We start from the raw sequence: 26,871 nt of genomic DNA on the forward strand, positions 1-26,871 counted from the left end.
CGCGACCTAGATCACGAAGCTCAGGACGATGCCCACCACCACAAGGGCCGCGATGCAATACCAGGCCCAGTCGGCGATCCGGGTGAACTTCGCCCCTGGCGAGGGCGGGTCGATGCCGCCCCGGGGACTGGCCGTCGCCCCGCCGAGCACGGCAAGAAGCGACCCGGCCAGGAAGATCGCGCCCCAGGCGATTTCCATCGGCGCGCTGGTGATGAGCGCGCCGTGGATGATCAGGGCAAGCCCGGCCGCAGCCGCGCACAAGATACCGATAATATGAACCGCCTTCTTCATCGTCTTGGGAAGTGCAAGCGCCATGTCTTTCTCCTTTCGTTCAGATGTCAGCGCAGGAAATACTTGAATTCGGGGTTCGGACGGCCGACGAAGCATTGCCGGGTGAAACCGTGCTTGCGGATCACCAGCATGGCCTTCTTCGCCTCGTCCATGTTGCGGAAGCGGATCATCCGGCTGCGGTCGCTGACCAGCGTCACCCCCGCGCCGCCGCTTTCCAGATCCAGTGTCGCCGGATCGAAACCGATGCAATCCTCGCGGCCCAGCCCCGCCGCAGCCAGCCGCTGCCGGGTCGCGGCGGTGGCGCTCGGGGCGCTGTCGCCGTTCAGGATATACATCATCGGCGGCTGCGGCCGGGACACATAGCAGATCCGGTCGGCGCCATAGGCCTTCAGCACCGCCAGCACCTTCTTCGCGCTGTCCGCATCGGTGCCGAAATCCAGCATCCAGTGGCTGCCATCGACGATCTTCCAGCGGCCGCCGATCTGCTTTGCGGCGATATTGCCCGGATTGTGGCGGATGCAGTCCTCGTCGACAGTCACCCTGGGTGCGGCCGCCAGAACCACCGCCACCGCCGAGCCCGGCGCGACCTCGGCGCCCTCGCCCGGGTTCTGGGCAAGGACGGTGCCCGGCGCGACGCTGCCGCTTTCCCGGGTCGCAGTTCCGCCCATGCGCAGCCCGCGGTCGCGCAGAACGTTTCGGGCCTTGTCCTGGCTCAGGCCAACCAGGTTCGGCACCTCCGCCCGGGCCGGCTCGGTCGCCACGGTCAGCGCCACCGCCGAGCCCGGCGCGAGCTCGGCGCCCTCGCCCGGATCCTGAGCAAGGATGGTGCCCGGCGCGGCGCTGCCGCTTTCGCGCCGGTCGACCCGGCCCACCGCCAGATCCTCCGCCTCCAGACGGGCCTCGGCCGCCGCCAGGGTCAGCCCGCTCAGTCCCGGCACCTGCGCCGTGCCGGCAGGCCAGAACAGATAGGCACCGACCCCGATCACCAGCAGAAGCGCCGCGACCCCCGCCGCGATGAACGGCCAGAGCGGCAGCTTGCCGCCGCCTCCGGACCCCGGCACCTCGAAGCGGAAATCGGGGCTGCGGGCCACATCCTCATCGGGGTTGGAGACCTCGACCGCCAGCAGCCGGAACCGCCGCGGACCGGCAGCCGCGCCAGGCGGCAGGGTCAGGCTCAGCGTGATCTCGCTGCGCTCGTTCGGTTGCAGATTGCGTTCCTGCCAGGGCGAGATCGCGATCCAACCCGCGGCCTCGGCATCCTCGGCGGCGATCTCGAGGCGGCAGGTCCGGGCCTGGTTGGCACTGTTGGAAATGCCGACCTGCAGGCTGCCGGAGGGCTCGATCACAAGCTGCGGGGTATCGATCTCGAAACTGGGCATTCCCTCAGGCTCCTTCCTCGCTATCTTCCGGTGCGGACAATTCGACGATCTCGAAACTGACGAAGACCGGCTTTTCCAGCTCGGCCACATCCCGGATCAGGGCGCGGGCGGGCCGGGTCGGCCGAGGATATTCGATAACCACATGAAACGGGCGAAAGCCGGGGCCGTCGCCGGGCAGGCTCTCGCGCAGCTGCAGCGCCTCCAGCCCCGAGGCCGCCGCCAGCATGTCGCGCAGACCGGCTTGGGTCCCGCGCCGGGGCAGCAGCGCGGGTGCGGCCAGCGCCAGCCGCCGGAGCCGCGCGTCGCGCAGGGCCGGATCGCGGACATGGCGCGCGACCGCCCCGGCCACCGGCCCCAGATCCAGCCATCCCAGCAGCATCCCCAGCATCCGGTCGCGGCAGCGCCTTGGGTCGATCTGGGCGTCGAGCCCGTCGATCTCGCGGTCCACCGGATCGGCCAGCCCCGCCATCGCCTCGAGCAGCGCGCGGAAGGGCGAGGCGGGGCGGTCGGCCTCGCGCAGGATCTCGGGCAGAAGGGCTGCGATCTCATGGCGTGTCATCGGACCCGATCACCCTGACAAGATGGGGCTCCGAGGCAAAGAGCCAGGGCGCGGGCAGCCGGACCTCGTTCTCGAACAGGGTCTGCGACGTGGCGGCGAAGGGCCCGCCGTCTGCGCCCCGCGCGTAAAGCCCGCGCGGCCCGGCCGCCATCATCAGCCCGGGCCCGCCGGGACCGGCAGCGCGCGCGGCCAGCGCCGCGACCGGCTCGAACAGGTTCTCGCGGCTGCGGAAGGGCAGGCCGATATCGACCTCGGGCGCGGTCCAGGCGATTGGGTCGGCGCCCAGATCGGCCTCGAGCACCCCGGCATCGAAGGACCCCGCCCAGGCCCGGGTCCCGAGAAAGGCGAAGCCCAGGCAGGAGCCCCCCCGCCAGCGCGCGCGCAGGGGCTGCCAGGCATCCAGATCCTGTGGCCGTTCCGGCAGGTTCAGCCGGAACGCACCCTCGCCCGCACTGCCGCCGGTGGCCCGCGCCCCCGCCCAGATATAGCGTCCGCCCGCCAGATCGGCGGCGTCCAGAACCCGGATGTCGCTGCCCTCGAGCCCGGTCGCGACGAAACTGCCCGGCTCCAGCGGATCGTAGGAGATCCATACCCCCCGCTGTTCCCGCGCCGCCACTGCCACCACCGGGCGGCCGAGCGCGGTTCCGGTGGCCAGCACCGCATAGAGGCCCACCGCATCGACACCGGCCGCAACCGGCAGCCGCCGCTGCAGGGCCTCGGCGCGGACCTGCCAGCTGTAGAGCCCCGCGCGGGTGGCGATCAGCAGCACCGGGTCGGCCGCCGTTCCCAGCCAGGCCAGATCGTAGATCCAGCTGTCGAAGCGGATCGCGTCGCTTTGCCAGGTCTCGCCGCAATCGAAGCTGACCGCCAGGCGCGAGCCGTCCTCGGTCTGGTTCCCGCCCTCGGCCCAGACCGCGGCAACCAGACCGGGGCGGCGCGGATGCGGCCGCACCGCGATCGCCGGACAGCCCTCCTGGCGGGCGAGGCTTTCCCAGCTGGCGCCGTCATTCAGCGACCGGAAGATCCGGTCGCCCGCGGCCACGAACCATGTGCGCGGCTGATGCGGGTCGGGCACCGCGTCGCGGACATCGGCATCGGGCGCCTCGGCGACCTCGAAGACCACCGAGCGGGCGCTGCGCACCCCCGGTTCGGCCAGCACCGTGCCATAGACATCGGCGGGCCGGATCGGACGGCCCGGCGGCCAGTCGCGGAAAGGCGAGATCAGCCGGTCGAGCGCCGCCTCGATCCGGCGCAGGATCGCATCCTCGGGCGCGTCGGGCTCGATCTCGACATCGACCCGGATCGACAGGGGCTTCAGCCTTGCCCAGGCGACATTGACCGTCACCCCCAGCGGCTTGCGGGCAGCGATGAGGCGGGCGATGCGGCCGCGCAGCTCCTCGGTCTGCAGGGCCTCGATCCCGGCGCGGCGCCCCACCGCGTCGGACTGGCCGGGAGCCGGTTCGGGCACCAGCAACAGCTCGACCGAGCCCGGCTCGGCATGGGCCCAAAGCTGCACCCCGGTCCGCGCCTGGGCCCGCGCCACCCCGCCCTCGCCGGTGGCGAGGGCCTCGAAATCCCGCGCGGTGACGGCGCGGCGGTCGGAAAACACCTCGCGCGGGATCCGTTCCAGCGCTGTCTCCAGCGGTTCGGCATCGCGCCCGCCCGCGGCGCGTTCGGGATTGCGCACCGCCAGCCCCGGGATCGGGTCGCGCAGATCGGTCAGCGTCCCGGCCGCGACGTTGCCCGCCGCCCCGCCGCCGGTCAGATACCAGGCCCGGATCTGCGCGTCGGGCCGGGGCACGCCCGCGCTACCCGGGGCCGCGCGCGGCAGGAAGACCCGCCCGGCGCCCCGCGCGCAGTAAAAGCCGGGACCGTCCGAGAACAGCTCAAACGGGGTTTCGAGCCCGGGCCAGAGCGCGAAATCCCGGCCCCCGAACCGGCGCAGCGGGCGCCCGCCCGCATCGTCCTCGACGCCCAGCAAGATGCCGGTCTCATAGGGCAGCGGCGCGATCACCGGGCCGCGTGTCAGCGCCAGCACCGCGCCCGGACCCTCGACCCCCTCGGACAGCAAGTCGCCCTCGACCCAGGCGGCATGGATCGCGCGCACCGCGACGCTTTGGGCATCGGCCGCCAGCACCGCCTGGTCCAGCGTCACGAAGACCGGCGCGCCCTCGCCCCGGCCGCCGATCCGGGTGCCCGCGGGGATCGTCACGGCGAGCGGGGCCGCGTCGGCACCCCCGGCGGCCTCGCGGCGGAATTCCAGCATCGCGGTCGCGGCCGAGGGCGGGCGCAGCTCGCCGCCCAGAAGGTTCAGGAAGGCCACGTAGAGCTTTCTCGGCAGCCGGTTCAGCCGGAAGATCATCACGTCGGTCAGATGGGCGAAGGCCTCGATCAGGGCACGGCCGGGATCAGCGGGCGACACATCGGTCCATTCGGGGCAGGTCTGCCGGGCACGGGCCAGCGCCTCCTCGACCAGGGCCGCGAAATCGCGGTCGGCCAGCTGCGGCAGCGGCAGGCTCATGGCGTGCCCCCCGCGTCCAGATCGACCTGCAATACCAGCCCGTCCTCGGTCCGGCTACGGCGGATCCGGTAACTCAGCACGATCTCGAGCAGGTTGCCCGCCCCGGCCTCCGCCGGGCGCCCGGCATCGAGGCGCAGGATCTCGATCCTCGGCTCGAACCGGGCCACCGCCTGGCGCACGTAATGGATCGCAAGCCCCGCCAGGGTCTCGTCATTGGGCTGAAACAGCAGCCGGTCCAGATGGCAGCCATAAGCGGGCCGCATCACCCTTTCGCCCGGCACCGTCAGCAACAGAAGCAGCAGGTCCTGGCGGATGCAGGCGGCCTCGGGCAGCAGCGCCAGCGCGCCGGTATGCCCGGCCCCCGGCCCCGCGGCCCGCGACGCACCCACGCCCGCCCCCAGCCTGAAATCGAGCCCCTGCAGCATGACGGTCCGGCCAATCATCCGCTGCACTCCACCAGCGCCTGCCCCGACGCCAGCACCCGCCAGGTGCCGACCGGCGAGCCCTCGGTCAGCCCCGCGAGCGTCTCGAGGCAGACCGGCCGCCCGCCGATGGTCACGAAGCGCGAATAGCCCGCCGTGACGGTGATCGTGGTCAGGCATTTCTTCTGCGGCGGCGGCAGCGGGCAGTGATCGACCCGCCGCGGCACCGGGTCGGGCTCGATCAGCACCGGCGCGCCCATCACCGTCACGAAACCCTGCGAGGCCCGCTGCGGGATCGTGCCGCCATGGGCACAGACGATCGTCGCCGGTTCCACCAAAACCCGCATGCTACCCCTCTTCGAAACCGATGCTTGCCGCCCGGATCGTGATCGCCCGGCCCGGCGCCTCGATCACCAGATCTCCCGCCGAATGAAGCTCGGTCCGGGACGGCCCGGCGGTCAGACGGCTGCCGCCGCTGGCGCGCAGCTCGACCCGGGCGCCGCGGTCGCTCAGCAGCAATTGCTGGCCGCGCGGCGTGCGCAGAAGATAGGGCCGCACCCCGCCCGGGCCCCGCCCCAGCCGCGGCACCTCCTGTTCGCCGTAAAGCCCGCCCAGCACGAAGCCATGGGCGGGGTTCTCGGCGAAGACCAGCGCCAGCACCCGGTCGCCGGTTTCGGGCAGCGCGATCACCCCCTTGTCGGCCCCCGCCCCCGGCAGCGCCACCGCCAGCCAGTCGGTTTCCAGCCCGTCGCAAAGATCGAGTTTCAGCCGCAGCAGCGGATCGTCCCCGCCCGAGACCTCGGCCACAGTGCCGGGCGCCGCCAGCATGCCCTCGCAGGGCAGATGGGCGGGCAGCCCGGTGCGGAACTCAGTGACCCAGCCCAGCCCCGGTTCGACCCGGTGCAGGGTCTCGGCGATGGTGCCCCGGGCGGTCCGCCCCGGCTCCAGCTCGAGCGCGATCCGCCGTCCCGGCCGCAGCGCGGCATCGCCAAGCGCGACGCCCGAGATCCGCCGGGCGGCCGCGCCATGCTGGGCCGCGCGCGCCTCCGTCAGCCGTTCCGGCGCGACGGGCGGTTCGTAAAGCCCCGCCGCCAGCGTGAGCTCGCCCGCCCGGCCCGGCACCGCGCCCGGGCTTTCGCCCGCAAGCGGCCGGTTCAGCCCGGTATCCCAAAGCGTCTGCCGGGTGGCGGCAAAGCCCGCCAGCGCGTTCTCCTCGATCTCTGCCTCCAGCAACCCGCCTTCGAAGGATAACGGCAGGGGCGCGCCCAGACCCTCGGCGCCGAACAGATCGACCGCCTTGCCCTCGGCGGCCAGATGAAAGCCCAGCTTGGCCGCCTGCCGGGCCAGAAACCGCAGATCGTCGAGCCCATGCTGCAACAGCACCGCCGGACAGGGCGCCCCGCTTTCGCCGCGCAGCTCCAGCCCGTGGCGGCCGAGAAGGGTGCGGACCAGCGCATCCAGCCCGTCCGCCTCGTGCCGCGCGGGAAGCGCCGAACGGTATAGCGCGGCCAGCGGGTCATGCGCCCGGATCCGCAGGCTGCGCCGGTTCGGCCGCGCCCGGCCCGGGGCGACCGCGCCGATGCTGCCCTCGAACAGCACCGCGTCCGGCCCCGCCGCGATCTCAAGCCGCTGGCCTGCCAGCGCGCCCGGATCCAGCGGCAGCGCCCCGCCCGCCTCGAAGCACAGCTCGCAAAGCGCGGGCGCCGAGACGGTCTGGCGAAGCTCGATCCCGGTCAGGGCATCGACCGACCCGGCGGCCAGCGGCACCCCGTCCAGCCGGACCGTCAGCTTGCGTTCCCTAGCGCGGCCGGGGCGGGGCATCTCGGTCATGGCACGGCCCCCGTCGTCGGGGCGCCGGGTCCGGAGCCGGGCGGCGGCAGGGTCAGCACCGTTCCCGGCTCCAGCCGCAGCGGGTCGGCCAGATCGTTGACGAAGGCCAGCCAGCGCCAGTCGGCGGGCGAACCCAGCCAGCGCGCGGCGATCTCGTCCAGCCGCTCGCCGCCGATCACAGTGACGCCGGGGCTTTGGTCCAGCAGGTCTGGCAGATCCGGGTCCTGCGGCCCCGCCAGCGCCCCCGGCACCGGCACCTCGTCAAGGAAGCTCTCGACCGGCGCGGGCAGGGGCAGATAGCCGCGCGGGTCCTCCTCGGCCTCCTGGAACACCCGGAACCGCAGCGTCAGCCAGGACCGGCGCGGGATGCCCACCGCGTCGAACCGTTCCAGCCGCTCTGCCAACCCCAGAAGGCGGCAGCGCAGCTTGGTGGCGCGGCCCCAGATCAGGAAGACCTGGGGCAGGTCGTCCAACGCCTCGCCATGCGCCTCGGCCGCCTCGGAAAGCCGCCAGATCGGTGCGGTCAACCCGCGCACGTCAAGGCTGTCGCGGGGGGGCCCGGACGGTGCAGGCGTGGCCGAGCCCGCGAAATCGGCGTCAAACAGCAGTTCCAGGTCCAGTTCGGTGACCGCATCGCCCGCAAAGACCAGCGGCGCGTCGCGGCCGGTGCCCCCCGCCACCACCGTTCCGATCCGGCGCCGGGGCCGCATCCCGGACTGGCGCCGGAAGCTGAGACTCGCGGGGTTCAGCAGGGCCGAGATCTGGTCTCCGGTCTCGTCCACCAGCAGCGTCACACGGTCCATAGTTCACCCCCCTGCTCGCGCGCAAACCGCGCCCGGCGGGCCTCGGGACCGTCCAGCCGCCGTTCGAAGGAGGGCAGCGGCTCGGCCTCGCGGACCGGATCCATGGTCGGGAACCGCCCGGCCGCATCGGAGCCGAGGCTCAGCCCGGCCCCCGTCGGAGCCGGGTTTGGGGCAGAGCCTCGGCGCGGCCAGCCCCCCGGGAGCACGGTCCCGGAAGCGGGGACCAGGTCGACGTCCGGGGGGCGGACCGACGCCGCTACGGCCCCGGCGAATGCCACCTCGCCCTCCGGCACGCTCGGTAAAGTCGCGGGGGCCGGATGCAGGGCCGCAGCGTCCGGCAGGGACACCGAAGGAACCGGGCGAACCGACAGCCCGGGACGCAGGCGGGTCTGCCCGTCCTCTTGGTCGTCGTCTTTTGGGCCGCCTCCGTGGCTGTCGCCGCGTTCGTCTTGTTGCCCCTCGCTCTGCTCCGCGCCCGAGATGGGTCGATGCGGAACGTCCCGTCCTTGAGCCCCTCCCTCGCCCGGAGCTTCGCCCGGACCGGCGGGCGCTGGCTCACGCTCGGCCGCGCCGGATCGCGCGGCGGCAAGGCCCGACCCGGACAGGACCCGCACCGCCGGGATGCGGCGCGGCCAGGATATCCCCGAACCGCAGTTCCGCTCCGGCCGCTGTTCCGGGCTTTGTTCCGGGCTCTGTTCCACGCTCTGCGACCCGGCCGCCTCTGCCGCCCTCGAGACCGGAGACAGGACCGCGACGCGGGGACGCAAGCCGCCCCGCCGCCCGACCGGCGACGGAACGACCGGGCCCGGTCCTGCGATCACAGGTTCTACGATCTCCGGGGCGATAGTCTTCGGTGCGACGATCACAAGCGGGGCGGCCAGGATCCGGGGGGAGACCGGGCGTAAAGCCTCAGTCGCGGCCCGGCTTTCTGCAAGCATCCTCTCCACGCCCACCGGCCGCGCCGGAAACGAGGGCGGCACGAAGCCTGTCCCGGTCTCGGCGCGGCACTCTCCGGCGCTCGGGTCGGGGGCCCGGCCCTCGAAATCGGCGATCAGCCGGATGCCGTCCAGCTTGTCCGGCGCGGCGGCGCGGATCGCGGCCAGCCAATGGGCGGGTGGCAGGTCTTCCCCCTGCCCGTCCCCGGCCGCCCCACCGCGCCCCGCCAGCAGGGCGGCGATCCGGCCCAGCAGCCGCCACAGCGCCGAGACCGTCCCGGCCAGAAATCCCCGACGCCCGGTCATGTCAGGTCGCCGCCGCGGCGCGGGGCACCGCCGCGATCTGCTCGAAGACAAGCTTGACGTATTCATAGGCCACGCCCTGATCCAGCGCGTCCAGATGCGCCCCCGCCCATTCGCAGGGCCAGGCGGCGGTCAGGTTGTAGCGCAGCGCCTCGTCGCCCCGGGGCGTGTAAAGGATGATCGCCACATTGCGCCGCTCGACCGCGCCGGCGGCGGCGGTCATGATCCAGTCCCACAGCTCGGTCGAATTGGTGACCCCGAAGCGCAGGCAGACCTCGCCATATTCGGTATCGCCGGTCAGCCAGCGCACCGCCTCATGGGCGCCGCCCTCGCGGTAGCGGATCGGCGCGATCCGCATCCCCAGATTGGTGCAGGCGGTGAAGGCCGCGATTTCGCGGTTCTGGATCTGCAACGAGAACTGGTAGTTGCGCAGCGGCTCGGGCCGCGCGGCAGTGGCGTTTTCAGGCATCGTTCCCCCTCCTCGTCCGGTACCGGGGTACGGCCGGACGGCCGCGCCCCCTGCTGTCGGCCGCCCTTAGGCGGGTTCGGCCCCGGCGGTGACCTGGGCCAGCCGGAAGATCACGAATTCCGCCGGGCGCACCGGGGCAAAGCCGATCAGCGTCTCGACCCGGCCGGCATCGCGCAGCTCGGGCGGGTTGGTCTCTTCGTCGCATTTCACGAAGAACGCCTCTTCCGGGGTCCGCCCGACCAACGCGCCGGACCGCCAGAGCCGGGTCATGAAGGCCCGCACGTCGAGCTTGATCGCCTCCCAGAGCGGATAGGAATTCGGCTCGAACACAACCCAGCCGGTGCCCTGTTCGATCGACTCCTTTATCATCAGCACCAGCCGCACCACCGGCACGTAGCGGTTGAGCGCATCCTCGGACAGCGTCCGCGCGCCCCAGACCCTCAGCCCGCCGCTCATGAACCGGATCGCGTTGACCCCGCGCGGGTTCAGAAGCTCCTGCTGCTGCCGGGTGATCCGGCGCTCGGCGTCGATGGCAGCCAGCACCGGTTCGTTGGCGGGCGCCTTGTGCACGCCCCGGGTGGCGTCGACCCGGGCATAGATCCCTGCCATGTGGCCCGAGGGCGGCGCCAGCACCCTGTCGCCGGGCTTCAACGGGTCCTGCATCAGAAGCCAGGGCGCGTAGCAGGCGCCGCAATCGATGCTGGAGGGCCGCACCGCCTTGGCCGGGGCCGGAGACGGGGTGGCGCCCTCCTCGGTTGCGGTCCCGCGCCGGGCGGCGCCGCCGACCTCGGTCATCGCCTCAACCGGCGCGTCCTTCGGCAGATCGAACAGGACGAAGCGGTCGCCGCAGCGCGTCGCATGGGTCGCCAGGGCGTCATGGCTGGCCTTGCTGGCATAGCCCGGCGCCGCCACGATGGCGATCTCGTCGATCCCCTCGAGCGGCCGCAGGTCGTCATCCGAGATCTCGGAGCCGGCCTCGGTCGGCATCACCCAGAGCCGCCGCAGCCCGTTGGCGAAGGCGCCGAACGCCGCATTGCTCAGATCGGTGCTGGAGCTGTCCTCGTCGGTAAAGCGGCGGCGGAACTCCATCCAGCCGTTGACCGGGACCGGGGTGCCCGCCGCGACCCCGCGCAAGGGCACCCGCCCCACCAGCGCCGCGACGCTGGTGCCGACCGCCTCGATGGTCCTCGGGCCCAGCTTCTCCTCGAAGACATAGACCCCGGGCGCCGCTACCGTCATCACCATTGTCGTCCCCCTCCCCCTGAATGGGCCCCGACTGCGCGGACCCCTCCGCTATCCCGTCCTCTGCCGTTCGGAGCGACGCCCCGGGCGCAGCTCGACATTGTGGATCTTCACCGGCGGCGCCGTCGGTGCGGCGCGGCGCCGTTCCAGACAGGCCCGGATCGCAAGCCCCGGCAGCGGCGCATCGGGCCGCACCACGGCCTCGACCGCGAAGGCCGGATGCCCGGCGCCCTCGAGGATCAGATCGACCAGCGCCTGTTCGGCCTCGGCGATGCCGTCGGCGGCCAGATCCAGCCGGTAGGTGGCCCGCGCCAGCACCAGATCGCGGCCCTCGCCATGGGAAACGGGCGCGATGTCGCCCAGCCGCAGCACCGCCCGCAGGCCGTCCTCGCCGGTTTCCTCGCCAGCTTCTTCCTCGGGCACGCCGACCCGGCAGCCCGGCACGGTCGCGCCGATCCAGCCGACCAGCGCCGTGCGCAGTTCCGACGCCGTCCCGAACCTGACCGAAGGCAGCGGTGCCCCTTTCATGCGATCCCCCCAACTCCGTTGCAAGCATGACGGGAATCACCGGAACTATTCAACTAAAATTAACGTAGCGTCACCTTTGTTCGCGGACGTTCGCCGGAGAATTGCCCGACAACGGACCGAGCGGCGCTTCCGGAACCGCAGGTCTGCCACCCGATCCGCTGCGCGCGGTGCATGGTCCGACTTCGTGGAATGTACAGGGCTGTCCGTCGACGGGCATGGCTTTTTTTTCTGTAACCGCCGCGCGAGGGTCTTGCGGCTGAGGAGTGCCGAGGCCATGCGGCGGGCTGGCGGGGCGCTCCGGCAAGGGGGAATGTGCTCGAGGCGCATTCCCCCGGCCGGATGGGGGACGGCCTTCCCGCAGCGTGCTGCGAACCGCATGGCAACGTCGGAAACAGCCGCAATGTCGTTCGGTCCCGCATTGATGCGGTTCCCGTCACCCTGGGCGCGACCCGGCACCGGAAGCAAGCAGGGGCGTCCCGTCGAGACCGGACTCCGGCCTCAGGACGGACGCCGACTGCACGCAGGCGCTCAGCCGCCGATCTGCCATCCGGCAGCCCTGGCGCGGTGGTTCCACAGCCGGGCGTAAAGCCCCTCCTGCGCCAGGAGCGCCTCATGTCGACCGCGCTCGACGATCCCCCCGTCCTCCAGCACGAGGATCTGATCGGCAGAACGGATGGTCGAGAGCTTGTGCGCCACCACGATCAGCGTGCGCCCCTCGACCAGCCGCGCCAGCGCGGTCTGGATCGCGCGTTCGTTGGTCGGATCGATCGCCGCCGTCGCCTCGTCCATCAGCACGATGGGGGCATCCTTCAGGATGGCGCGGGCGATGGAAATCCGCTGCCGCTCGCCGCCCGACAGCGCCGCACCGCCTTCGCCCGCCTCGGTCTCGTAGCCGCGCGGCAGGCGGGAGATGAACTCATGCGCCTGGGCGGCACGGGCGGCCTCCTCGATCTCGGCCTGGCTTGCCCCGGGTCGGCCCGCGGCGATGTTGTCGCGGATGGTGCCGGAAAACAGGTAGACCTGCTGGAACACCACCGTCACCAGATCCGACAGCCCGGCCTCGCCGATCCGCGCCACATCTGCGCCACCGATGGTGATGCGGCCCGCCTCGACATCCCAGAAACGCGGGATCAGGTTCAGGATCGTGCTCTTGCCGGAGCCCGAGGGCCCGACAATGGCGGTCATCGAGCGTTCGGGCACGGTGAAGGAGATATCCTTCAGCACCTTCTGGCCCGGGCGATAGCAGAAATCGACCTTCTCGAAACGGACCTCGCTGCCCCGGGGACGCGCATCGGCGGGCTCGGACAGGTCCGGCGCGGCAAGGATCCGGTCCATCCGGATCAGCGAGGCATCGGCCATGCGCACCGCCTCCATCACCCCCAGAAGCGCCAGAAGCGGCGCATACATCGAAAAGAGCAGCAGAAGCGCGGTGACCGCAGAGCCCGTCCCGATCGTGTCGAGCCGTCCGCCGATCACCCAGATCACCAGCGGCGCCCCCAGCATCACGATCATTCCGAACAGCGCCATCGGCAGCGCTAGCTGCACCACCATCCGGATCGAGATGTCGCGGAAATCGTCGATCGCCCTGCGAAAGCCCTGCTGCCCCTGCGCCATGTGGTTGAAGGCCCGGATCACCCCCATGCCCTGCACGAACTCGATCATCCGCGCCCCGGCCCTGGCCTGCATGTCCTGCCGCCGGATGCCCAGCTTCGACAGCTGCCGCGACGTGGCCAGGAAAACCGGCAGCGCCACGACGGCAGAGACCGCGGTGGCCAGGGCAAGCAGCGGATCGCGCGCCAGCAGCACCAGGAAGATCGCGGACGGCAGACCCAGCGCCTGGGCAATGCGCGGCAGGCCGTCGGAAAAGAAGCTTTCCAGCATCTGCATGTCCGAGGTCAGGACGGTCACCGTGTCGCCCCGATGGCGCGCCTGATGAAACCCCAGCGGCAGGTGCCGCAGCTTTTCGAGGATCCGCAGCCGCAGATGCCCCGCCATCTCGTAGGAGGACAGCCAGGACGCCCTGACCGAAAGATAGCCGAACAGCATCTGCCCGGCGAGCGACAGCGCCATCAGGCCGCATGTCTGCCAGATCCAGCCCGTACTCAGCGGGCGCCCGTCGGCCAGCCCCGTCACCACCAGGACCACCACGCCGAAGCCGAGCCCCAGCATCATGCTTTGCAGGAAGCGGTAGAGAACCCCCAGTGACACCTGCCGTTTCAGCGGTCCTGCCAGATGCCAGGCGCGTTTCAGGCTTTCGAGATCCGAGCGGCTTTCGGGTCCCGCATCCGTTATCTCAACCATGCTCATCGGGTCGTCTCCATCGTCCTGCCGCCGCGCAGCGGGATCGCCTGCGCCGCCGTGTAATCGGCCCAGAGTCGGGCATAGAGCCCGCCCTGCGCCAGCAAGTCCTCATGCCGTCCGGTTTCGGCGACGCTTCCTTCCTCCATCACCACGATCCGGTCCGCGCCCATGATCGTGTGCAGCCGGTGCGCCACCACGATCAGCGTGCGGCCGCGCGACAGCTCGCTCAGCGCCGCCTGTATCGCCGCCTCGCTGTCGGGATCGGCAAAGGCGGTGGCCTCGTCCAGCACGATGACCGGCGCGTCCTTGAGGATGGCGCGGGCGATGGCCAGACGCTGGCGCTCGCCGCCCGAAAGCGCCGCCCCGCCCTCGCCCAGCCGGGTGTCATAGCCCTCGGGCAGCGCCGCGATGAAGTCATGCGCCCGGGCCGCGATTGCGGCGGCCTGCAGCTCGGCCTCGGTCGCGCCGGGTTTGCCGAAACGCAGGTTCTCGGCAATCGTGCCGCTGAAAAGCACCGTGTCCTGGAACACGAAGGCGATCTCTTCCATCAGCTGATCGAGCCCGATCTCGCGGATGTCCCGCCCGCCAAGCGTGATGCGCCCGGCCCCCACATCGTGCAGCCGCGGGATCAGCCCGGCCAGCGTGCTCTTGCCCGATCCCGAGGGGCCGACAAGCGCCGTCACCTTGCCGTCGCGCGCGGTGAAGCTGACGCCATGGATCACCTCGGTGCCCGCCTCGTAGCCGAAGCGCACCCGGTCGAAGACGATCTCGTGATCCGGCAGGGAGATGCGGGCGCCGGTATCGGGCTGGGCAGGGGTCGCCAGCACATCCTCGATCAGCGTCGAGGCCATCGAGATATGCGCCATGTTGTGGAACAGATTGAACAGCTTCATCAGGGGAAGGCTGTAATTCGCGCCGAGAATGACAAACAGCGCCAGCCTTTCCAGATCGAGCGAGCCGGTTTGCATCAGCACCATGCCCACCGGCAGGATGACGCAGATATTGGCCCCCACCAGCGTATAGAACAGCGCCCCGCGCGGCACGAAGGCGCGGCCCATCGCGGTCTCGATGGCGGCATAGTCGCGCACCGCCCCGGCAGTCTCGCCGAGGCTTTCGCCGCTGCGGTTGAAGACCTTCACGACCGCCATCCCCGCGAGATATTCGACGATGGCGCCGTTCAGCCGCTCTGAGGCCGCCTGATACGCTCCGGCCATGCGCGCATTGCGCCCCATCGCGGAGAACATCGCGCCGAAGGCCAGCGGCGTCAGCACGATCGAGGCCAGCGCCATGCGCCAGTCGACGGCAAAGAGCCAGATCGTCACCGCAAGCCAGGTCGCGCCGGCGGAAATCCCCTCCGGCAATCCATGCGCCACCAGAAGCTCCAGCCGCTCGGGCTCGTCCACGATCAGCTTCTTCGCGCCGCCCGAGCGACGCCCGGCGAACCAGCCCATCGGCAGCCGCGCCAGATGCCGCGCGAGCGCCAGCCGCAACGCATGGATCAGGCGGAAGGCCGCCACATGGCTCAGCCCCAGCGCAAGCCCCATCAGCAGATAGCCGAGGACCACCGCCACCAGCGCCGCCACCGCACAGGTGACGAAGATCGCAGGCGTCGCGGTGCCCGAGACAAGCTCGGCCACCAGCCGCCAGACCGCCCAGACCGGTACCAGCTCCAGCGCCACGGCGCAGGTGGCCATTGCCGCCGAAATGGACAAAAGCGGCCCCGCCTTCCCGCCATGGCGCATCAGCAGCTTGAGGCTCGCGAAGAAATCGGGGGGCTTCGACGCCTCGTTCCCGGGAGGAGCCCCGGCCATCGCCGCTTCGGTCATCGTTCTTCTCCTTTTTCCGGCGGAGGGATCGCCAGGATCCGGCACCGCTCCGGGGCGCCTGTCACGACCCGGTATTTCAGGCGGTTTCGACCCGGGGAGGGCCACGATCACGCCGATCGCCTCCCGGGCCCTGTCCCTTGCGCGCGTCCAGGGACGACCCCGCCCCCGTCCAAGGGCCGCCGCGGTTCATGACCCGCGCCCGCGGTGGCGCGCGGAGGGGCGCGGTGGCGCGCCCCACGACAGGCGCGGATCGCTCAGAAGCTCTGGGTGAAGCGGATGCCGACTTCACGCCCGCGCCCAAGCTGGTAGACATCGCCCAGACCGTAGCCGCTGGCATCGAAGCCGTAGCTGACATAGGTCTCGTCCGTCAGGTTGGTGGCATAGAGATCCAGCACCCGGTGCTGTCCCATGTCCCAGGCCAGCCCCGCATCCACCAGCCAGTAGCCGCCCTGGCCGAGGCTGTTGGCCTCGTCGAACCAGACCTTGCCCTGATAGCTGAGGCCCATGCGGGGGATCAGGCTGCCGCGCCCATGGCCCAGATCATGGGTGTAGTCGACCGCCAGCCGCGCGGTGAAATCCGGCGCATAGGGCACGTCATTGCCGTCATGGTCGGTGCCCGACGCGTCGTCGTAACCGGTGAAGCGCGACGAGCCCCAGGTGGCGCCGCCGGTCACGCCCCAGGCGCCCCGGTTGACGCGCAGCCTGGCGTCGATGCCCTTGGCCGTCACCTCGCCGACATTCTGCAGATATTGCGAGGCGGCCGGGCCCACGAACATCTGGTAATCGTCCGTCACGCTGTAATAGGCCGCGACCGACGCCTCGACCGACCCGTCGCCCGAGCGGTATTTCAGCCCCGCCTCGCCGTTCCAGGTCGTCGCCGGATCATAGGTGTAGGAGATGTTCGAAGGCGTCAGCGTCCTCGTGAAGCCGCCCGCCTTGAAGCCGCTGCTGACGATCCCGTAGGCCTGCCAGTCCGGCGCCAGCGCATAGCTCACGCCCAGTTTCGGCGAAAGCGCGCTCCAGTCGTCGCTGCCGTCGAGGCTCACGGCGCCGGTCGCGGTCGCATCGGTCTTCTCGTAATCCCAGCGCGCCCCGGCGGTGACATCCAGCCGGTCGGTGGCGTGCCAGGTCAGATCGCCGAAGGCGGCATAGCTGTCTGTCTTCTGCAGCGTCGAGGCGCCATAGGCGTCGCGGTGAAACTTGGTATGCGAATAGAACAGCCCGACCACGTAATCGACAGGCCCTCCGGTGGCCGAGGACAGCCGCAGCTCCTGGGTCAGGGTCTTCTGCCATTCCGGGGTGTCGGACCCGAAGATCGTCCGGTCGAGGGACCGGTCCTGATACCCGGTCAGCAAGGACAGCTTTCCCCAGCCGAGATCGTAATCGGCGGTCAGCCCGTAGCTGTCGGTGTCCTGGATGTAATCCGAGGGGAAGGGCACCGCCTTGCGGCCGCTCAGCTCGGTGCCCTTCACGAACTGTTCCTCGCTGGAATCGATGCGATTGCGCGCCGCGCTCAGCATGATGTCAAGCGAACTTCCCTCGGGGGCATAGCGCAGCCGCAGCTGCGCGCGGTCCTCGACGGTGCCGCCCACATCCTCGCCGGTTCCCATGACATCGAGATCGTCATCGGCGTCGTCGCGCGCCAGCGACAGATCGGCCCAGAGCCCGTCGCCCAGCTGCACCTGTCCGCGCATCTGCGCCTGATAGCCCTGATCCGAGCCCCCGGCCGACCATGAGAAGGGCGCCCCGTCCCCGGGCTTCGTGGTGGTGACATTGATCACGCCGCCGACCGCGCCGCGGCCGTAAAGGCTGCCCTGCGGGCCGTAGAGGACCTCGACATTTTCCAGCGCGCCGGGGAACATCTGGGCCAGGACCGCCGGATCCTGCGGCAGACCGTCGACATAGACCTGTACCGAGGGGTTGTAATAATCGAGCGAGGACTGTCCGCGCAGCGTGAAGTTGGAATAGACCCGGGCCGAGCGGGTATCGACGGTGAGGCCGGGAAAGACCCGGTCCAGATCGGCGATATTGCGGACCTCGCGGGCCTGGAGCTGCAAGGCATCGACCTCGGCGACGGCACCGGGAAAGCTCAGCGCCTCCTGCGGCCGCTTGGCGCCCCGGACAAAGATCGTTCCGAGATCGAGTTCGCCACCGGCCGACCTGTCCCGGGCTTCCAGGGGCGTCGCCGCGAAAGCCAGCGAACCGAAAGCCAGCGCCGCGACACAGGCCGTATTGAGCAGACTGCGCATCATTCGGCTATCTCCATATTTTTCAAGGGAATTTCAGACGCGGGGCAAGTGCCCGCGAGGTGCCGCACCAAAGGCAGCGCAGACATCAGCAGAACCACGGCCAGACCGAAGACCGGCGCATAGCCCATATGCTGCGCCAGCTGTCCGGCCAGGATGCCGGTGGCGACCGCAAGGGCGGCGTCGAGGCTCTGCAGCAAGGCGAAATCGGTCGCGACCTGAGCCGGCGCGCACCAGTTCATCATCTCGGCATAAAGCGCCACGAAGGACACGGCCGTCAGCGCGGACAGGCCCAGCTGCAGCGCCGCGAGTTGCCAGAGCGCACCGGGCGCCACAGCCCAGACGGCAAGCCCCACGCAGCATGTCCCGATCCCGCCGCCCGCTGCCAGCAGCACCGGGCGCGGGCCGAAGCGGCGGCACAGCACCGTTCCGGCCGCCGCCGCGATCAGCCCCACCGCCATGCCGCCCGCGCCGCGCAGCCAGCCGATGAACTCCATCGAGAAACCGGCATCGACCAGCATCGGGCCGGTCATGGCCAGCCCCAGCCGCACCCCGCCCTGCCACAGCAACAGCAATCCCGCGCCGCGCATCAGGACCGGGTTCTTCAGGCTGAGAAGCGGCGAAGGGGGCCTTGCCGCCGGTTCGGGCCGACCGATCCGCAGCGCGCGCACCGGCAGCGTCAAAAGCAGCATCGCGACCGCGAGGAAGATCATCGAGATCTCCCATCCCAGCCGGGCATAGATCCACAGCCACAGCCCGCCGCCGATCAGGAAGCCCGCATAGCCTCCGACGGTGCTTGCGCCGCTGGCCAGCGACCGCGTCCGGCGGGTGGTGGCATGCACGCCCGCGGCATCGGTGGCGATGTCCTGCGTGGCCGCCAGGACCGCCATCGCGAAGACCACCGGCAACAGCGCGCCCAGATGGTGTTCCGGCGCGAAGGCGGCACCGATCAGGAAGCACAGGCACAACAGGCCCTGGCAGGTCAGGATCCACCGGCGCGGCGTGGCGAAGCGGTCGACCAGCGGCGACCAGAAGACCTTGAGCACCCAGGGAATGAACAGGAGCGACAACAGCCCGATCCGGTCCAGCCCCACGCCCGCATCGCGCAGCACCACGGGCAAGGCGCTTTGCACCATGCTGCCGGTGATGGATTGCGCGGCATAAAGCCCGACAAGGGCAAGTGCCGGCATCCATATCGGCCGGATCGGTGGTGTCGCTGGTCGCACGGTTCTGGCCGTCCCCGGAATAGCCTGGTTTTCGGTCGCCTGGTTTTCGGCGGAGTATCAGGGGACTATGCCGGGGGGGAGTAGTTGACTATTGTGATCAGGTACTCCGATAATGGGATCGGACTTTTATTTTCCGGGAACCGTCAGGATGGGCCTTCAGATCGAGACACGCCAGCTCGCGCATGCCGAACCGCATGAGGTGGCGGTTCTGGGACCGCAGCCCCTGTCCTCGTCCTTCGGCGGCATGCCCGAAAGCGGCAGCTACCGCATTCTCGGTCTGCGCAAGGGCGTGACGATCTCGCTTTTCGATATCGAGACCGGCACCGGCATGGCAGCGGACATGCATACCGCCCCCTGTGTCGCGCTGAGCCTGCTGTTCGAGGCGGCCGGGACCGGCTGGATCACCGAAGGCGAAGGGCAATTCGGCCCGATCCCGCTGCGCCCCGGCATCTACTGCATGATCGCCCCGGCAGGCGCCACCGGGCAGGACCGGTTCAAACCCTCCTCGCGCCTGCGCGGCATCGACATCCGGCTTGAACCGTCCTTCTGGTCGGCGCTTGGCGGCCCGTCCTCGATCGACGCCCTCGGGGCCGGGCATCCCCATGCGGCGATGGCAAGCCCCTCGGTCTGGGTCGGCCTGTTGCCCCTGACACCGCGCCTGATGGCCGACGCCCAGGCCCTGTTCCGCTCGGGCATGTCCGGCACCGCCGATCTGACCGTCGAGGCCCGCTCGCTCTACATCATCGACGAGGCGATCCGTGCCCTTGCCGCCGGGGTCAACATGGCCACCGCGATCGCTCCGGCGCCGCTCCTGGCGCGCGACAGGCGGGCGGTGCAAAGGGTGATCGCGCTGATGGAAGGCGATCTCGGCCGCGCCTGGACGGTCCCCGAGCTTGCGCAGGCGGCGGGCATTTCCCACAATCGCCTCAAGCAGAGCTTCCGGGCCGAGACCGGCTGCGCGGTCTACGCGTTCCTGCAGGAACGCCGCCTCGGCGAAGCCCGCAGATTGCTGCTGGAGGGCAAGGGCTCGGTGACGGATGTCGCGCTTTCCGTCGGATATGGCAGCCTGAGCCATTTCACGGCCCTGTTCCGGCGGCGCTTCGGGCAAACCCCATCGGATGTGCTTTCGCTGTCGAAAACGGCGCGCCGCACCGGGTAGCGACCGGAAAGACCGGGCGTCGGAGCAGCTCTTTCTTCAGCTCGGTGCCCGGCGATCGCGAGGCGCGCGCCCGGACGGGATCGGCCCGGGGATCCCGGACATCCACGCGCCGTGCCTCCCGAGGCAGCCGAGATGACAGCGATCCCGGCCAAGCGGCTCTGGCAGCCTGCCAATAGCGGGCCCGAACCCCGCAGGAGAAGGCCCCGCCCGCCAATCTCGTGGCAGCAGCGTGAGGCCCCGGGTCAGAGCGCGTCCTGCCGAAACGGGGCCGCGCAGAACATGTCCCGCGCCACCCTTCGGGGTTTCCGCAACGCGCCCGGCAGGCCCGGGATCACACCCTCTGGCGGGTGCGGAGGGCGGGGTCGGCAGCGGGGTCGGCTCCCGTGGGCAGCTGCTGGGCCAGAAAGGCAAGCCGGTGCGACCAGTCGCAAAGCGGGCCGGCATCGCGGCCGCCCAGCAGGACCGTCCGCCCGGGCATCCGCGCGGACAGACGTTCGGCCAGCGCCGCCCCGCGCATGGCATCCTTCGTGCCGATGCCGACACGCCCGGCATAGACGATGACCGGACAGCTGCCGGTCTCTCCGACAGCGTCGTCGAGTGCCGCGCCCGAGGCCCAGGGCACCATACGGACGGAATATCCGGCCTGTCGCAACAGATCGGTCTTGGCAATGGCCCCGGCGATTTCCGTGCAGCCATAAGGCGCAAGGACAAGAACCCGCCCCTTCGGCGCAAGCGAGGTGGCGGGTCGGCCGGCCCGCAGCAGAAGCCGGTTCAGGCGTACGGTCGCCAGCGTCACCTCGAAGCCCGAAAGCGCGCTGGCATGCCAGGCTGCGGCCAGCGCGGCGCAAAGCGCGTCGACGAAGCCCGCCCGCGCCGACAGCGTTTCCAGGGCCGAGGGCGGCAGGTCGGGCACCGCCTCCTCGGGCGCCCGGGCAAGGTCGCGGACGAAGCCGTCCGCCAGGTCGCGCCAGTCCGCCTCGCCGCCGCATTCCTCGCGGTAGAGCGCAGCGGCCCGGTCGAAGGCAAGCGCGGCGGTCGCCGCATCGAAATCCGCCCTGTCGGCCAGCGGCCCCGAGGGCGGGGCAAGCCGCATCGGCCAGCCCGCGAAGCGGCGTTCATCGGTCGCGCCGGCGCTGAGGATCTGCATCTCGCCGTGGCGCGGGTCGGTCCGGATCGCCGAGGCCAGCGACAGGACCGTCCGTGCCGGACCCTCCAGCCATTGCAGGAACCAGCCCCGCTCGAACAGCAGGACCCCGGTCACGTTCCGGTCGCGGTTTCGCAAGGCGTCCTCGGCGGCCATGGCCCCGGCGGAGGCAAGGTCACATCCGGGATGGGCGCGGCTCTTGTAGGCGATCCGGAACAGACGCCCCTCGGCGGTTCCGTCTTTCGGGCTTTCTTTCAGCATCCCCACGGCCTCAATTGCAGGCACGGGGCCAGGGGCAAGGCAGCGGATACGGGCCGCAAGGGCATCCCGGTCCGACACCGTGTCCTCCGGGGCACCCCGCCCGTTTCAACACCAAGCGGATGGCAGGTCTCCTGGCTTGCGGGTCGCCGCGGTTCCGGGCCTTCCCGGGCATCGCCCAGTGGCATCTTCCAGAACCGCTCGCCGCTTACAGTTGCGGGGGCAGCCGCGGCCTTGGGGAGATCCCCCGCACCGCATTCCCTTTTCAGTCATGCTCCCTGCAGGCGAGAGCATGCGCACCATCCGTCGCAATGGTAGACAAAGCCGCGGCTCCTGTCGAAGAAATCCGTGGCCTCCACCAGGGAATGCGGCCGCGCGAAATGCGCGCAGCCGCGTCCCGGGGCAGCGGCGCCTATTCGGCCGCGAACTGGTTCATGGTATTGGCCGAGCCGCCCGCCTTGAGGGCACGTTCGCCGCCGACCATCTCCTTGAACGTGTCGCCCAGATCCGAGCCGACCTCGTGCTGGTGCCGGACCGCCGAGATGCCGCGCCGGATTTCCTCGCGCTGGACGGTCGCGACATAGGCCAGCATCCTGTCCTCGCCGAAATAGCCGCGGGACAGCTCGTCCATCGCCTTGGCGGTCAGGTGGAAGGTCGGCAGGGTGATGAGGTTGTGGAACACCCCCGCCCGGGTCGAGATGTCGGTCTGGAAGGCCCTCAGCCGGGCATCGGCCTCGCGTCCCAGATCGGTCTCGTCATAATCGGGCTTCATCAGCTCGTTGCCGTCCGGATAGCTGTCCTCGGAAATCGTGCCCTCGGCCAGCCATTGCGCGCGGACCTGCTTGCGCAGGTTCAGCGTCCAGTTGAAAGAGGGAGAGTTGTTGTAGGTCAGCTTGGCATCCGGCACCGCCGCCCGGATCTCGCTCACCATCGAGGCGATCTCGTCGACATTGGGGGTGTCGGTCTCGATCCACAACAGATCGGCGCCGCCCTGGGTCAGCGAGGCGATGCAATCCTCGACCACCCGCGCCCGCCCGGTGCCTTCCATGAAGGGGAACAGCCCGTTGGGCAGCCGCGCGGGGCGCATGAATTCGCCGTCGCGGTAAAGCGCCAGCTCGCCCTCGCGGATCGGGTTCTCCTCGGTGATCGGCTCGGTCTTCAGCCATTTGATGTACTGGCTGGCCAGATCGCCCGGCGCGCGGCTGACCGGCACCTTCTGGGTCAGGCCCGCGCCGAGGCTGTCGGTCCGGGCCACGATGACGCCATCGTCGACGCCCAGCTCCTCGAAGGCCAGACGGCAGGCGCGCAGCTTCTCGATGAAATCCTCGCGCGGGACCGTGACCTTGCCGTCCTGGTGGCCGCATTGCTTGGCATCCGAGACCTGGTTCTCGATCTGCAGGCAGCAGGCGCCGGCCTTGATCAGCTCCTTGGCCAGCAGGTAGGTCGCGTGCTCGTTGCCGAAGCCCGCATCGATATCGGCGATGATCGGCACGACATGGGATTCGAAACCGTCGATGGCCTCGATGGCGGCGGCCTCGGCCGCCGTGTCGCCCGCCGTCCGCGCCGCATCGAGGGTCTTGAACAGATCGTTCAGCGCCACCTCGTCGGCCTGGCGCAGCGAGGTGTAGATCTCCTGGATCAACTCGGCGACGGCGGTCTTTTCATGCATCGACTGGTCGGGCAGATGGCCCCAGCGGTTGCGGAGCCCCGCCACCATCCAGCCCGACAGGTAGACATAGACGCCCCTGGCCGAGCCGCGCAGCCGCTTGACCGACTTGATCATCTGCTGCGCGTGAAAGCCCGACCAACAGCCCAGCGACTGGGTCGAATTGCGCGGGTCCGCGTCATAGGCGGCCATGTCCGCGCGCATCACCGAGGCCATCTCGCGGGCGATGTCCAGATGGGTGGCATAGGTGTTCTGCAGCTTCAGCTGCACGATGTCATCGACCGAGACCCCACTGGACGAACGACCGGAGGGGTAACGGGACAGGACGTCCGAACGAAGCTCCGAATAGGTCTTTCTCTGGCTCATGGCTTTTCCTTTCAACGTGATCGGTCACGGGGTCGCAGGGCGCGGGGCTGGCCGGCGCGGTGGGGGCGGGGCATTCCTCCGGCAGCGGGCCGCCGAAGGGGGAGAGGATGCGGATCGGGTCCATCAGTCGAGCGCGTTCAGAACGGCATAGGCCGGGGTGGTGATGAAATCGGGCAGGTTTTCGGCCGTCGCCGCCTCCTGAAAGATACGCGCGGCCGAGGCGTAATGGCCGCGGTGGAACCCGCCCGGTCCCGTCCGGCCGAGGATCGCGGCGATCTCTTCCTGCACCAGCGCGTCGAGCCAGGTGGCATCCATCCGCCGCTCGGTGCCGTCCCGGGCCGCGACCCGGGCGCCGTGGCGGATCCACTGCCAGATCTGGGCACGGCTGATCTCGGCGGTGGCGGCATCCTCCATCAGGTTCATGATCGGCACCGCGCCGCGCCCCGACAGCCACTGCGCCAGATATTCGATGGCAACCGAGATATTGGTGCGGACCCCCTCCTCGGTGATCCTGCCCTCATGGGGGCGCAGCAGCATCTCGGGCAGAAGCCGGTATTCCTGGCGCGGCGTGCGGATCTGGTTCGGGCCGGGCATCTCGGCGTCGAAAACCGCCATCGCGACCGGCACCAGATCCGGGTGGGCGACCCAGGTGCCGTCATGGCCCAGCCGCACCTCGCGCAGCTTGTCGGCCCGGACCCTGGCAAGGGCCGCCTCATTGGCCTCGGGGTCATTCCTGACCGGGATCTGCGCGGCCATGCCGCCCATCGCGTGAACGCCGCGGCGGTGGCAGACCTTGACCAGCCGCGCGGCATAGGCGGCAAGGAAGGCCTCGTCCATGATGACCTCTGCCCGGTCCGGCAGAACATAGTCGGCATGCGCGCGCAGCGTCTTGATATAGCTGAAGATATAATCCCAGCGGCCGCAGTTCAGCCCGGCGATGTGGTCGCGCAGCTCCCAGATGATCTCGTCCATCTCGAAGGCCGCGGGCAGGGTCTCGATCAGCACCGTCGCCTTGATCGTGCCCCTGGGCAGACCGACCCTGTCCTGGGCGAATTCGAAGACCGAGTTCCAGAAGGCCGCCTCGCGGTGGCTCTCGATCTTGGGCAGGTAGTAGAACGGCCCGCGCCCGGTCGCGGCCAGCGCGCGCCCGCAATGAAACAGCGTCAGCCCGAAATCGAACAGCGCCGCCGAGACCGGACGGCCGGCCAGCAGCACATTGGCCTCTTCCATATGCAGCCCGCGGGGGCGCGCGATCAGCAGCGCCGGGTTTTCGCCCACCCGGTAGGACTTGCCGGTCTTCGGATCGTCATGGATCAGCGTGCCGTCGCGATAGTCCAGCATGTTGGCATGGCCCGCGACGATATTCGCGAAACTGGGCGCGGTCGCATCCTCGAAATCGGCCATGAAGACCCTGGCGCCGGAATTCAGCGCGTTGATCATCATCTTGCGATCGACGGGACCGGTGATCTCGACCCGCCGGTCGGCCAGCGCCTCGGGCACCGGCGCGGCCTGCCAGACCCCCTGCCGGATCGCCTGGGTCTCCTCGAGGTAATCGGGCAGACGGCCGTTGTCATTGCGTTCCTGCCGGCGTTGGCGGGCGATCATCAGCGCATGCAGGTTCATCCCGAACCGGCGCTGCAACGCGGCGATGAACTCCAGCGCCTCGGCGGTCAGGACGCGCTCGGCCCCCGGCGCCTCGCGCAGGACAAGTGGCGTGGATGCTGTTGGAACATGGTGGTCGAGAGACATCGCGGGCACCTTTCCCTGGCTGTATGCGGCCGTATCCGACCTCTGATGTCACTCTAGTAATGTCATGCCGCATGTGCATCATGGCGCGATAGGAATAAGGTCATGTTGTCGGTGTTGTCAGCGCGGTCGCGCGTGTCTTGTAAGGTTTGTCACAATGGCGAAACGCGGGGAAAAGCTGGTCATCGGCCAGCGGCTGAAGGTGCTTCGGAAATCGCTGGGCCTGACCCAGGCGCAGATGGCGGCCGAGCTGGGGATCTCGCCCAGCTACATCACCCTGATCGAGACCGATCAGCGCCCGGCCTCGGCGCGGCTGCTGATGCGGCTGGCCGAGGTCTACGACCTGAACGTCTCGGAACTGGCGCCCGGGATCGATGCGCAACTGGCCTCGGATTTCGCGGCCGCGCTGAAGGACCCGGCGCTCGAAGCCCGCGGGGTCGGCCGGGCCGAAATCGAGGCGGTGCTGCAATCGGCGCCCGGGATCGCCGCCGCCCTGGTCCGGCTGCAGGCGAAATACACCCATGCGGCGATGCAGGCCCAGGCAGAGGACAACCCGCTGACCGACCGCAACAAGGTCGAGCTGCTGGGCCAGATCGCGCGGCCGGTCGAGATCGTCCGCGACTGGTTCTACGAGACCCAGAACTATATCGACCGGGTCGACCGCGCCGCCGAGGCGGTGGCGGAAGAGATGGCGCTGCGCCGGACCGAGCCGCATCTGGCCCTGACCGAGCGGCTTGCCGATCACGGCATCCGGATCCGCATCCTCCCGGCCCCGGTGATGGGCGGCAGCCTGCGCCGCTTCGACCTGCACCGCCGGGAATTGCTGCTGTCCGAGCTTCTGGGCCAGTCGAGCCGCCGCTTCCAGATCGGGGTGCTGCTGGCGCGGCTGGAACAGCAGGAGCTGATCGATGCGGTGATCCGCTCGGCCGGGTTCGGCGACGGGTTCGGGGCCGGGGATGCCTGCCGCCTGGCCCGTGTCAGCCTCGCGAACTATTTCGCCGCGGCCCTGATGATGCCCTATGGCCGCTTCCTGGCCGCCTGCGAATCCGAGCGCTATGATGTCGAGCTGCTGAGCCACCGTTTCGGCACCAGCTACGAGCAGACGGCGCACAGGATGTCGACCCTGCAGCGCCCCGAGGCGCGCGGCATCCCCTTCTTCTTCGTGCGGGTCGACCGGGCGGGCAATGTCTCCAAGCGCTTCAGCGCGGGCCGCTTCCCGTTCTCGCGCTTCGGCGGAACCTGTCCCCTGTGGAACATCCATGGTGCCTTCGAGGCCCCGGGCCGCGTCCATACCCAGGTGATCCGGATGCCCGAGGGGGCCAGCTATTTCTCGATCGCGCGCACCGTCACGCGGGCGGGCGGCACCCATTCGGCCCCGGCGCCGCAGCTGGCCATCGGGCTGGGCTGCGACATCGCCTATGCGCCGCGGCTCGTCTATGCCGACCAGCTGGATCTCGGCCGGGTGAAGCCCGTCGATATCGGGCTGAACTGCTTTCTCTGCGAACGCCGCGACTGCGCCTCGCGCGCCCAGGCCCCGATCAACCGCAAGCTTGCCGTCAACGAACTGGAACGCAGCCTTGCCGTCTATCGTTTCGAGGGCGAGTGAGACCTGTCCTGCATCGCGGAGGTGCCCCCGGGGGCGCAGGACGGG

Annotated in this window: 21 protein-coding genes and 1 riboswitch; of the genes, 2 read left to right on the forward strand and 19 right to left on the reverse strand. The window is 70.1% G+C overall.

The features are described from left to right. Window positions 1-6: 6 nt before the first annotated feature. From A6W98_RS19435 to A6W98_RS19510, 16 genes are all read right to left on the reverse strand, one after another. Window positions 7-315 (reverse strand): hypothetical protein, encoded by a 309-nt coding sequence (locus tag A6W98_RS19435; RefSeq protein ID WP_042465630.1) that lies wholly within the window; start codon window positions 313-315, stop codon window positions 7-9. 23 nt (window positions 316-338) lie between these two features. Next, window positions 339-1,670 carry a PASTA domain-containing protein gene (locus A6W98_RS19440; protein ID WP_052678165.1) on the reverse strand — a complete coding sequence of 444 codons (1,332 nt, stop codon included), beginning with the start codon at window positions 1,668-1,670 and terminating at the stop codon, window positions 339-341. 4 nt (window positions 1,671-1,674) lie between these two features. After that, window positions 1,675-2,229 (reverse strand): hypothetical protein, encoded by a 555-nt coding sequence (locus tag A6W98_RS19445; RefSeq protein ID WP_042465633.1) that lies wholly within the window; start codon window positions 2,227-2,229, stop codon window positions 1,675-1,677. Then, window positions 2,216-4,750, reverse strand: coding sequence for a baseplate J/gp47 family protein (locus A6W98_RS19450; RefSeq protein ID WP_042465634.1), 2,535 nt, complete (start codon window positions 4,748-4,750; stop codon window positions 2,216-2,218). Before A6W98_RS19450 ends, A6W98_RS19445 begins: the two co-directional genes overlap by 14 nt. Next, complete coding sequence (locus A6W98_RS19455; protein WP_231098458.1) at window positions 4,747-5,193, reverse strand: GPW/gp25 family protein; 447 nt, start codon at window positions 5,191-5,193, stop codon at window positions 4,747-4,749. Before A6W98_RS19455 ends, A6W98_RS19450 begins: the two co-directional genes overlap by 4 nt. Continuing rightward, entirely contained in the window at window positions 5,190-5,519 is a 330-nt protein-coding gene (locus A6W98_RS19460) for a hypothetical protein (protein WP_042465638.1), read from the reverse strand. The genes A6W98_RS19455 and A6W98_RS19460 overlap by 4 nt, the downstream gene beginning before the upstream one ends. Before the next feature lies 1 nt (window position 5,520). Next, window positions 5,521-7,002 (reverse strand): phage baseplate assembly protein V, encoded by a 1,482-nt coding sequence (locus tag A6W98_RS19465; protein ID WP_042465641.1) that lies wholly within the window; start codon window positions 7,000-7,002, stop codon window positions 5,521-5,523. After that, complete coding sequence (locus A6W98_RS19470; RefSeq protein ID WP_052678166.1) at window positions 6,999-7,805, reverse strand: CIS tube protein; 807 nt, start codon at window positions 7,803-7,805, stop codon at window positions 6,999-7,001. The genes A6W98_RS19465 and A6W98_RS19470 overlap by 4 nt, the downstream gene beginning before the upstream one ends. After that, the gene (locus A6W98_RS19475) at window positions 7,793-9,046 is read right to left on the reverse strand and encodes a hypothetical protein (protein WP_052678167.1); all 1,254 of its coding nucleotides are present in this window, start codon (window positions 9,044-9,046) and stop codon (window positions 7,793-7,795) included. Before A6W98_RS19475 ends, A6W98_RS19470 begins: the two co-directional genes overlap by 13 nt. Before the next feature lies 1 nt (window position 9,047). Next, window positions 9,048-9,512, reverse strand: coding sequence for a phage tail protein (locus tag A6W98_RS19480; protein WP_042465649.1), 465 nt, complete (start codon window positions 9,510-9,512; stop codon window positions 9,048-9,050). Window positions 9,513-9,578: 66 nt separating this feature from the next. After that, the gene (locus A6W98_RS19485) at window positions 9,579-10,757 is read right to left on the reverse strand and encodes a phage tail sheath family protein (RefSeq protein WP_264580104.1); all 1,179 of its coding nucleotides are present in this window, start codon (window positions 10,755-10,757) and stop codon (window positions 9,579-9,581) included. Between the two features lie 48 nt (window positions 10,758-10,805). After that, the gene (locus A6W98_RS19490; RefSeq protein WP_042465652.1) at window positions 10,806-11,282 is read right to left on the reverse strand and encodes a hypothetical protein; all 477 of its coding nucleotides are present in this window, start codon (window positions 11,280-11,282) and stop codon (window positions 10,806-10,808) included. Between the two features lie 528 nt (window positions 11,283-11,810). After that, window positions 11,811-13,589, reverse strand: a complete 1,779-nt coding sequence (locus tag A6W98_RS19495; RefSeq protein WP_052678168.1) for an ABC transporter ATP-binding protein — start codon at window positions 13,587-13,589, stop codon at window positions 11,811-11,813. Then, on the reverse strand, window positions 13,586-15,409 hold the full coding sequence (locus A6W98_RS19500; protein WP_052678169.1) for an ABC transporter ATP-binding protein: 1,824 nt from the start codon (window positions 15,407-15,409) through the stop codon (window positions 13,586-13,588). Before A6W98_RS19500 ends, A6W98_RS19495 begins: the two co-directional genes overlap by 4 nt. Before the next feature lie 254 nt (window positions 15,410-15,663). Further along, a complete protein-coding gene (locus A6W98_RS19505; RefSeq protein WP_042465656.1) occupies window positions 15,664-17,661 on the reverse strand; it encodes a TonB-dependent receptor in 1,998 nt (665 codons plus the stop codon). Then, window positions 17,658-18,845 carry an MFS transporter gene (locus A6W98_RS19510; protein ID WP_042465658.1) on the reverse strand — a complete coding sequence of 396 codons (1,188 nt, stop codon included), beginning with the start codon at window positions 18,843-18,845 and terminating at the stop codon, window positions 17,658-17,660. The genes A6W98_RS19505 and A6W98_RS19510 overlap by 4 nt, the downstream gene beginning before the upstream one ends. Window positions 18,846-19,029: 184 nt before the next feature. Here A6W98_RS19510 and A6W98_RS19515 point away from each other — a divergent pair, with 184 nt between their 5' ends. Continuing rightward, complete coding sequence (locus tag A6W98_RS19515) at window positions 19,030-20,040, forward strand: helix-turn-helix transcriptional regulator (protein ID WP_042465661.1); 1,011 nt, start codon at window positions 19,030-19,032, stop codon at window positions 20,038-20,040. A gap of 331 nt (window positions 20,041-20,371) precedes the next feature. Here the strand turns inward: A6W98_RS19515 and A6W98_RS19520 are convergent, their stop codons facing one another. From A6W98_RS19520 to aceB, 3 genes are all read right to left on the reverse strand, one after another. Continuing rightward, window positions 20,372-21,445 (reverse strand): BLUF domain-containing protein, encoded by a 1,074-nt coding sequence (locus tag A6W98_RS19520; RefSeq protein ID WP_052678170.1) that lies wholly within the window; start codon window positions 21,443-21,445, stop codon window positions 20,372-20,374. A gap of 104 nt (window positions 21,446-21,549) precedes the next feature. Continuing rightward, a riboswitch (cobalamin riboswitch) is annotated at window positions 21,550-21,761 on the reverse strand. Window positions 21,762-21,854: 93 nt separating this feature from the next. Further along, the gene (locus A6W98_RS19525; RefSeq protein WP_042465663.1) at window positions 21,855-23,474 is read right to left on the reverse strand and encodes an isocitrate lyase; all 1,620 of its coding nucleotides are present in this window, start codon (window positions 23,472-23,474) and stop codon (window positions 21,855-21,857) included. A gap of 123 nt (window positions 23,475-23,597) precedes the next feature. Continuing rightward, window positions 23,598-25,223 (reverse strand): malate synthase A, encoded by a 1,626-nt coding sequence (aceB, locus tag A6W98_RS19530; RefSeq protein ID WP_042465670.1) that lies wholly within the window; start codon window positions 25,221-25,223, stop codon window positions 23,598-23,600. A gap of 154 nt (window positions 25,224-25,377) precedes the next feature. Between aceB and A6W98_RS19535 the strand changes: the two genes are divergently transcribed. Further along, the gene (locus A6W98_RS19535) at window positions 25,378-26,826 is read left to right on the forward strand and encodes a helix-turn-helix domain-containing protein (protein WP_042465673.1); all 1,449 of its coding nucleotides are present in this window, start codon (window positions 25,378-25,380) and stop codon (window positions 26,824-26,826) included. The last annotated feature ends 45 nt before the right edge of the window (window positions 26,827-26,871 follow it).

This window comes from Rhodovulum sulfidophilum DSM 1374 (assembly GCF_001633165.1).
Classification (GTDB): Bacteria; Pseudomonadota; Alphaproteobacteria; order Rhodobacterales; family Rhodobacteraceae; genus Rhodovulum; species Rhodovulum sulfidophilum.

Bases quoted from the DNA above. Each gene is read 5' to 3' on its own strand.
- A6W98_RS19535 (WP_042465673.1), top strand. From the start codon at position 25,378: ATGGCGAAACGCGGGGAAAAGCTGGTCATCGGCCAGCGGCTGAAGGTG.
- A6W98_RS19480 (WP_042465649.1), bottom strand. From the start codon at position 9,512: ATGCCTGAAAACGCCACTGCCGCGCGGCCCGAGCCGCTGCGCAACTAC.
- A6W98_RS19510 (WP_042465658.1), bottom strand. From the start codon at position 18,845: ATGCCGGCACTTGCCCTTGTCGGGCTTTATGCCGCGCAATCCATCACC.
- A6W98_RS19465 (WP_042465641.1), bottom strand. From the start codon at position 7,002: ATGACCGAGATGCCCCGCCCCGGCCGCGCTAGGGAACGCAAGCTGACG.
- A6W98_RS19500 (WP_052678169.1), bottom strand. From the start codon at position 15,409: ATGACCGAAGCGGCGATGGCCGGGGCTCCTCCCGGGAACGAGGCGTCG.
- A6W98_RS19490 (WP_042465652.1), bottom strand. From the start codon at position 11,282: ATGAAAGGGGCACCGCTGCCTTCGGTCAGGTTCGGGACGGCGTCGGAA.
- A6W98_RS19475 (WP_052678167.1), bottom strand. From the start codon at position 9,046: ATGACCGGGCGTCGGGGATTTCTGGCCGGGACGGTCTCGGCGCTGTGG.
- A6W98_RS19450 (WP_042465634.1), bottom strand. From the start codon at position 4,750: ATGAGCCTGCCGCTGCCGCAGCTGGCCGACCGCGATTTCGCGGCCCTG.
- aceB (WP_042465670.1), bottom strand. From the start codon at position 25,223: ATGTCTCTCGACCACCATGTTCCAACAGCATCCACGCCACTTGTCCTG.
- A6W98_RS19515 (WP_042465661.1), top strand. From the start codon at position 19,030: ATGGGCCTTCAGATCGAGACACGCCAGCTCGCGCATGCCGAACCGCAT.
- A6W98_RS19525 (WP_042465663.1), bottom strand. From the start codon at position 23,474: ATGAGCCAGAGAAAGACCTATTCGGAGCTTCGTTCGGACGTCCTGTCC.
- A6W98_RS19440 (WP_052678165.1), bottom strand. From the start codon at position 1,670: ATGCCCAGTTTCGAGATCGATACCCCGCAGCTTGTGATCGAGCCCTCC.
- A6W98_RS19485 (WP_264580104.1), bottom strand. From the start codon at position 10,757: ATGGTGATGACGGTAGCGGCGCCCGGGGTCTATGTCTTCGAGGAGAAG.
- A6W98_RS19470 (WP_052678166.1), bottom strand. From the start codon at position 7,805: ATGGACCGTGTGACGCTGCTGGTGGACGAGACCGGAGACCAGATCTCG.
- A6W98_RS19520 (WP_052678170.1), bottom strand. From the start codon at position 21,445: ATGCTGAAAGAAAGCCCGAAAGACGGAACCGCCGAGGGGCGTCTGTTC.
- A6W98_RS19455 (WP_231098458.1), bottom strand. From the start codon at position 5,193: ATGATTGGCCGGACCGTCATGCTGCAGGGGCTCGATTTCAGGCTGGGG.
- A6W98_RS19460 (WP_042465638.1), bottom strand. From the start codon at position 5,519: ATGCGGGTTTTGGTGGAACCGGCGACGATCGTCTGTGCCCATGGCGGC.
- A6W98_RS19505 (WP_042465656.1), bottom strand. From the start codon at position 17,661: ATGATGCGCAGTCTGCTCAATACGGCCTGTGTCGCGGCGCTGGCTTTC.
- A6W98_RS19445 (WP_042465633.1), bottom strand. From the start codon at position 2,229: ATGACACGCCATGAGATCGCAGCCCTTCTGCCCGAGATCCTGCGCGAG.
- A6W98_RS19435 (WP_042465630.1), bottom strand. From the start codon at position 315: ATGGCGCTTGCACTTCCCAAGACGATGAAGAAGGCGGTTCATATTATC.
- A6W98_RS19495 (WP_052678168.1), bottom strand. From the start codon at position 13,589: ATGAGCATGGTTGAGATAACGGATGCGGGACCCGAAAGCCGCTCGGAT.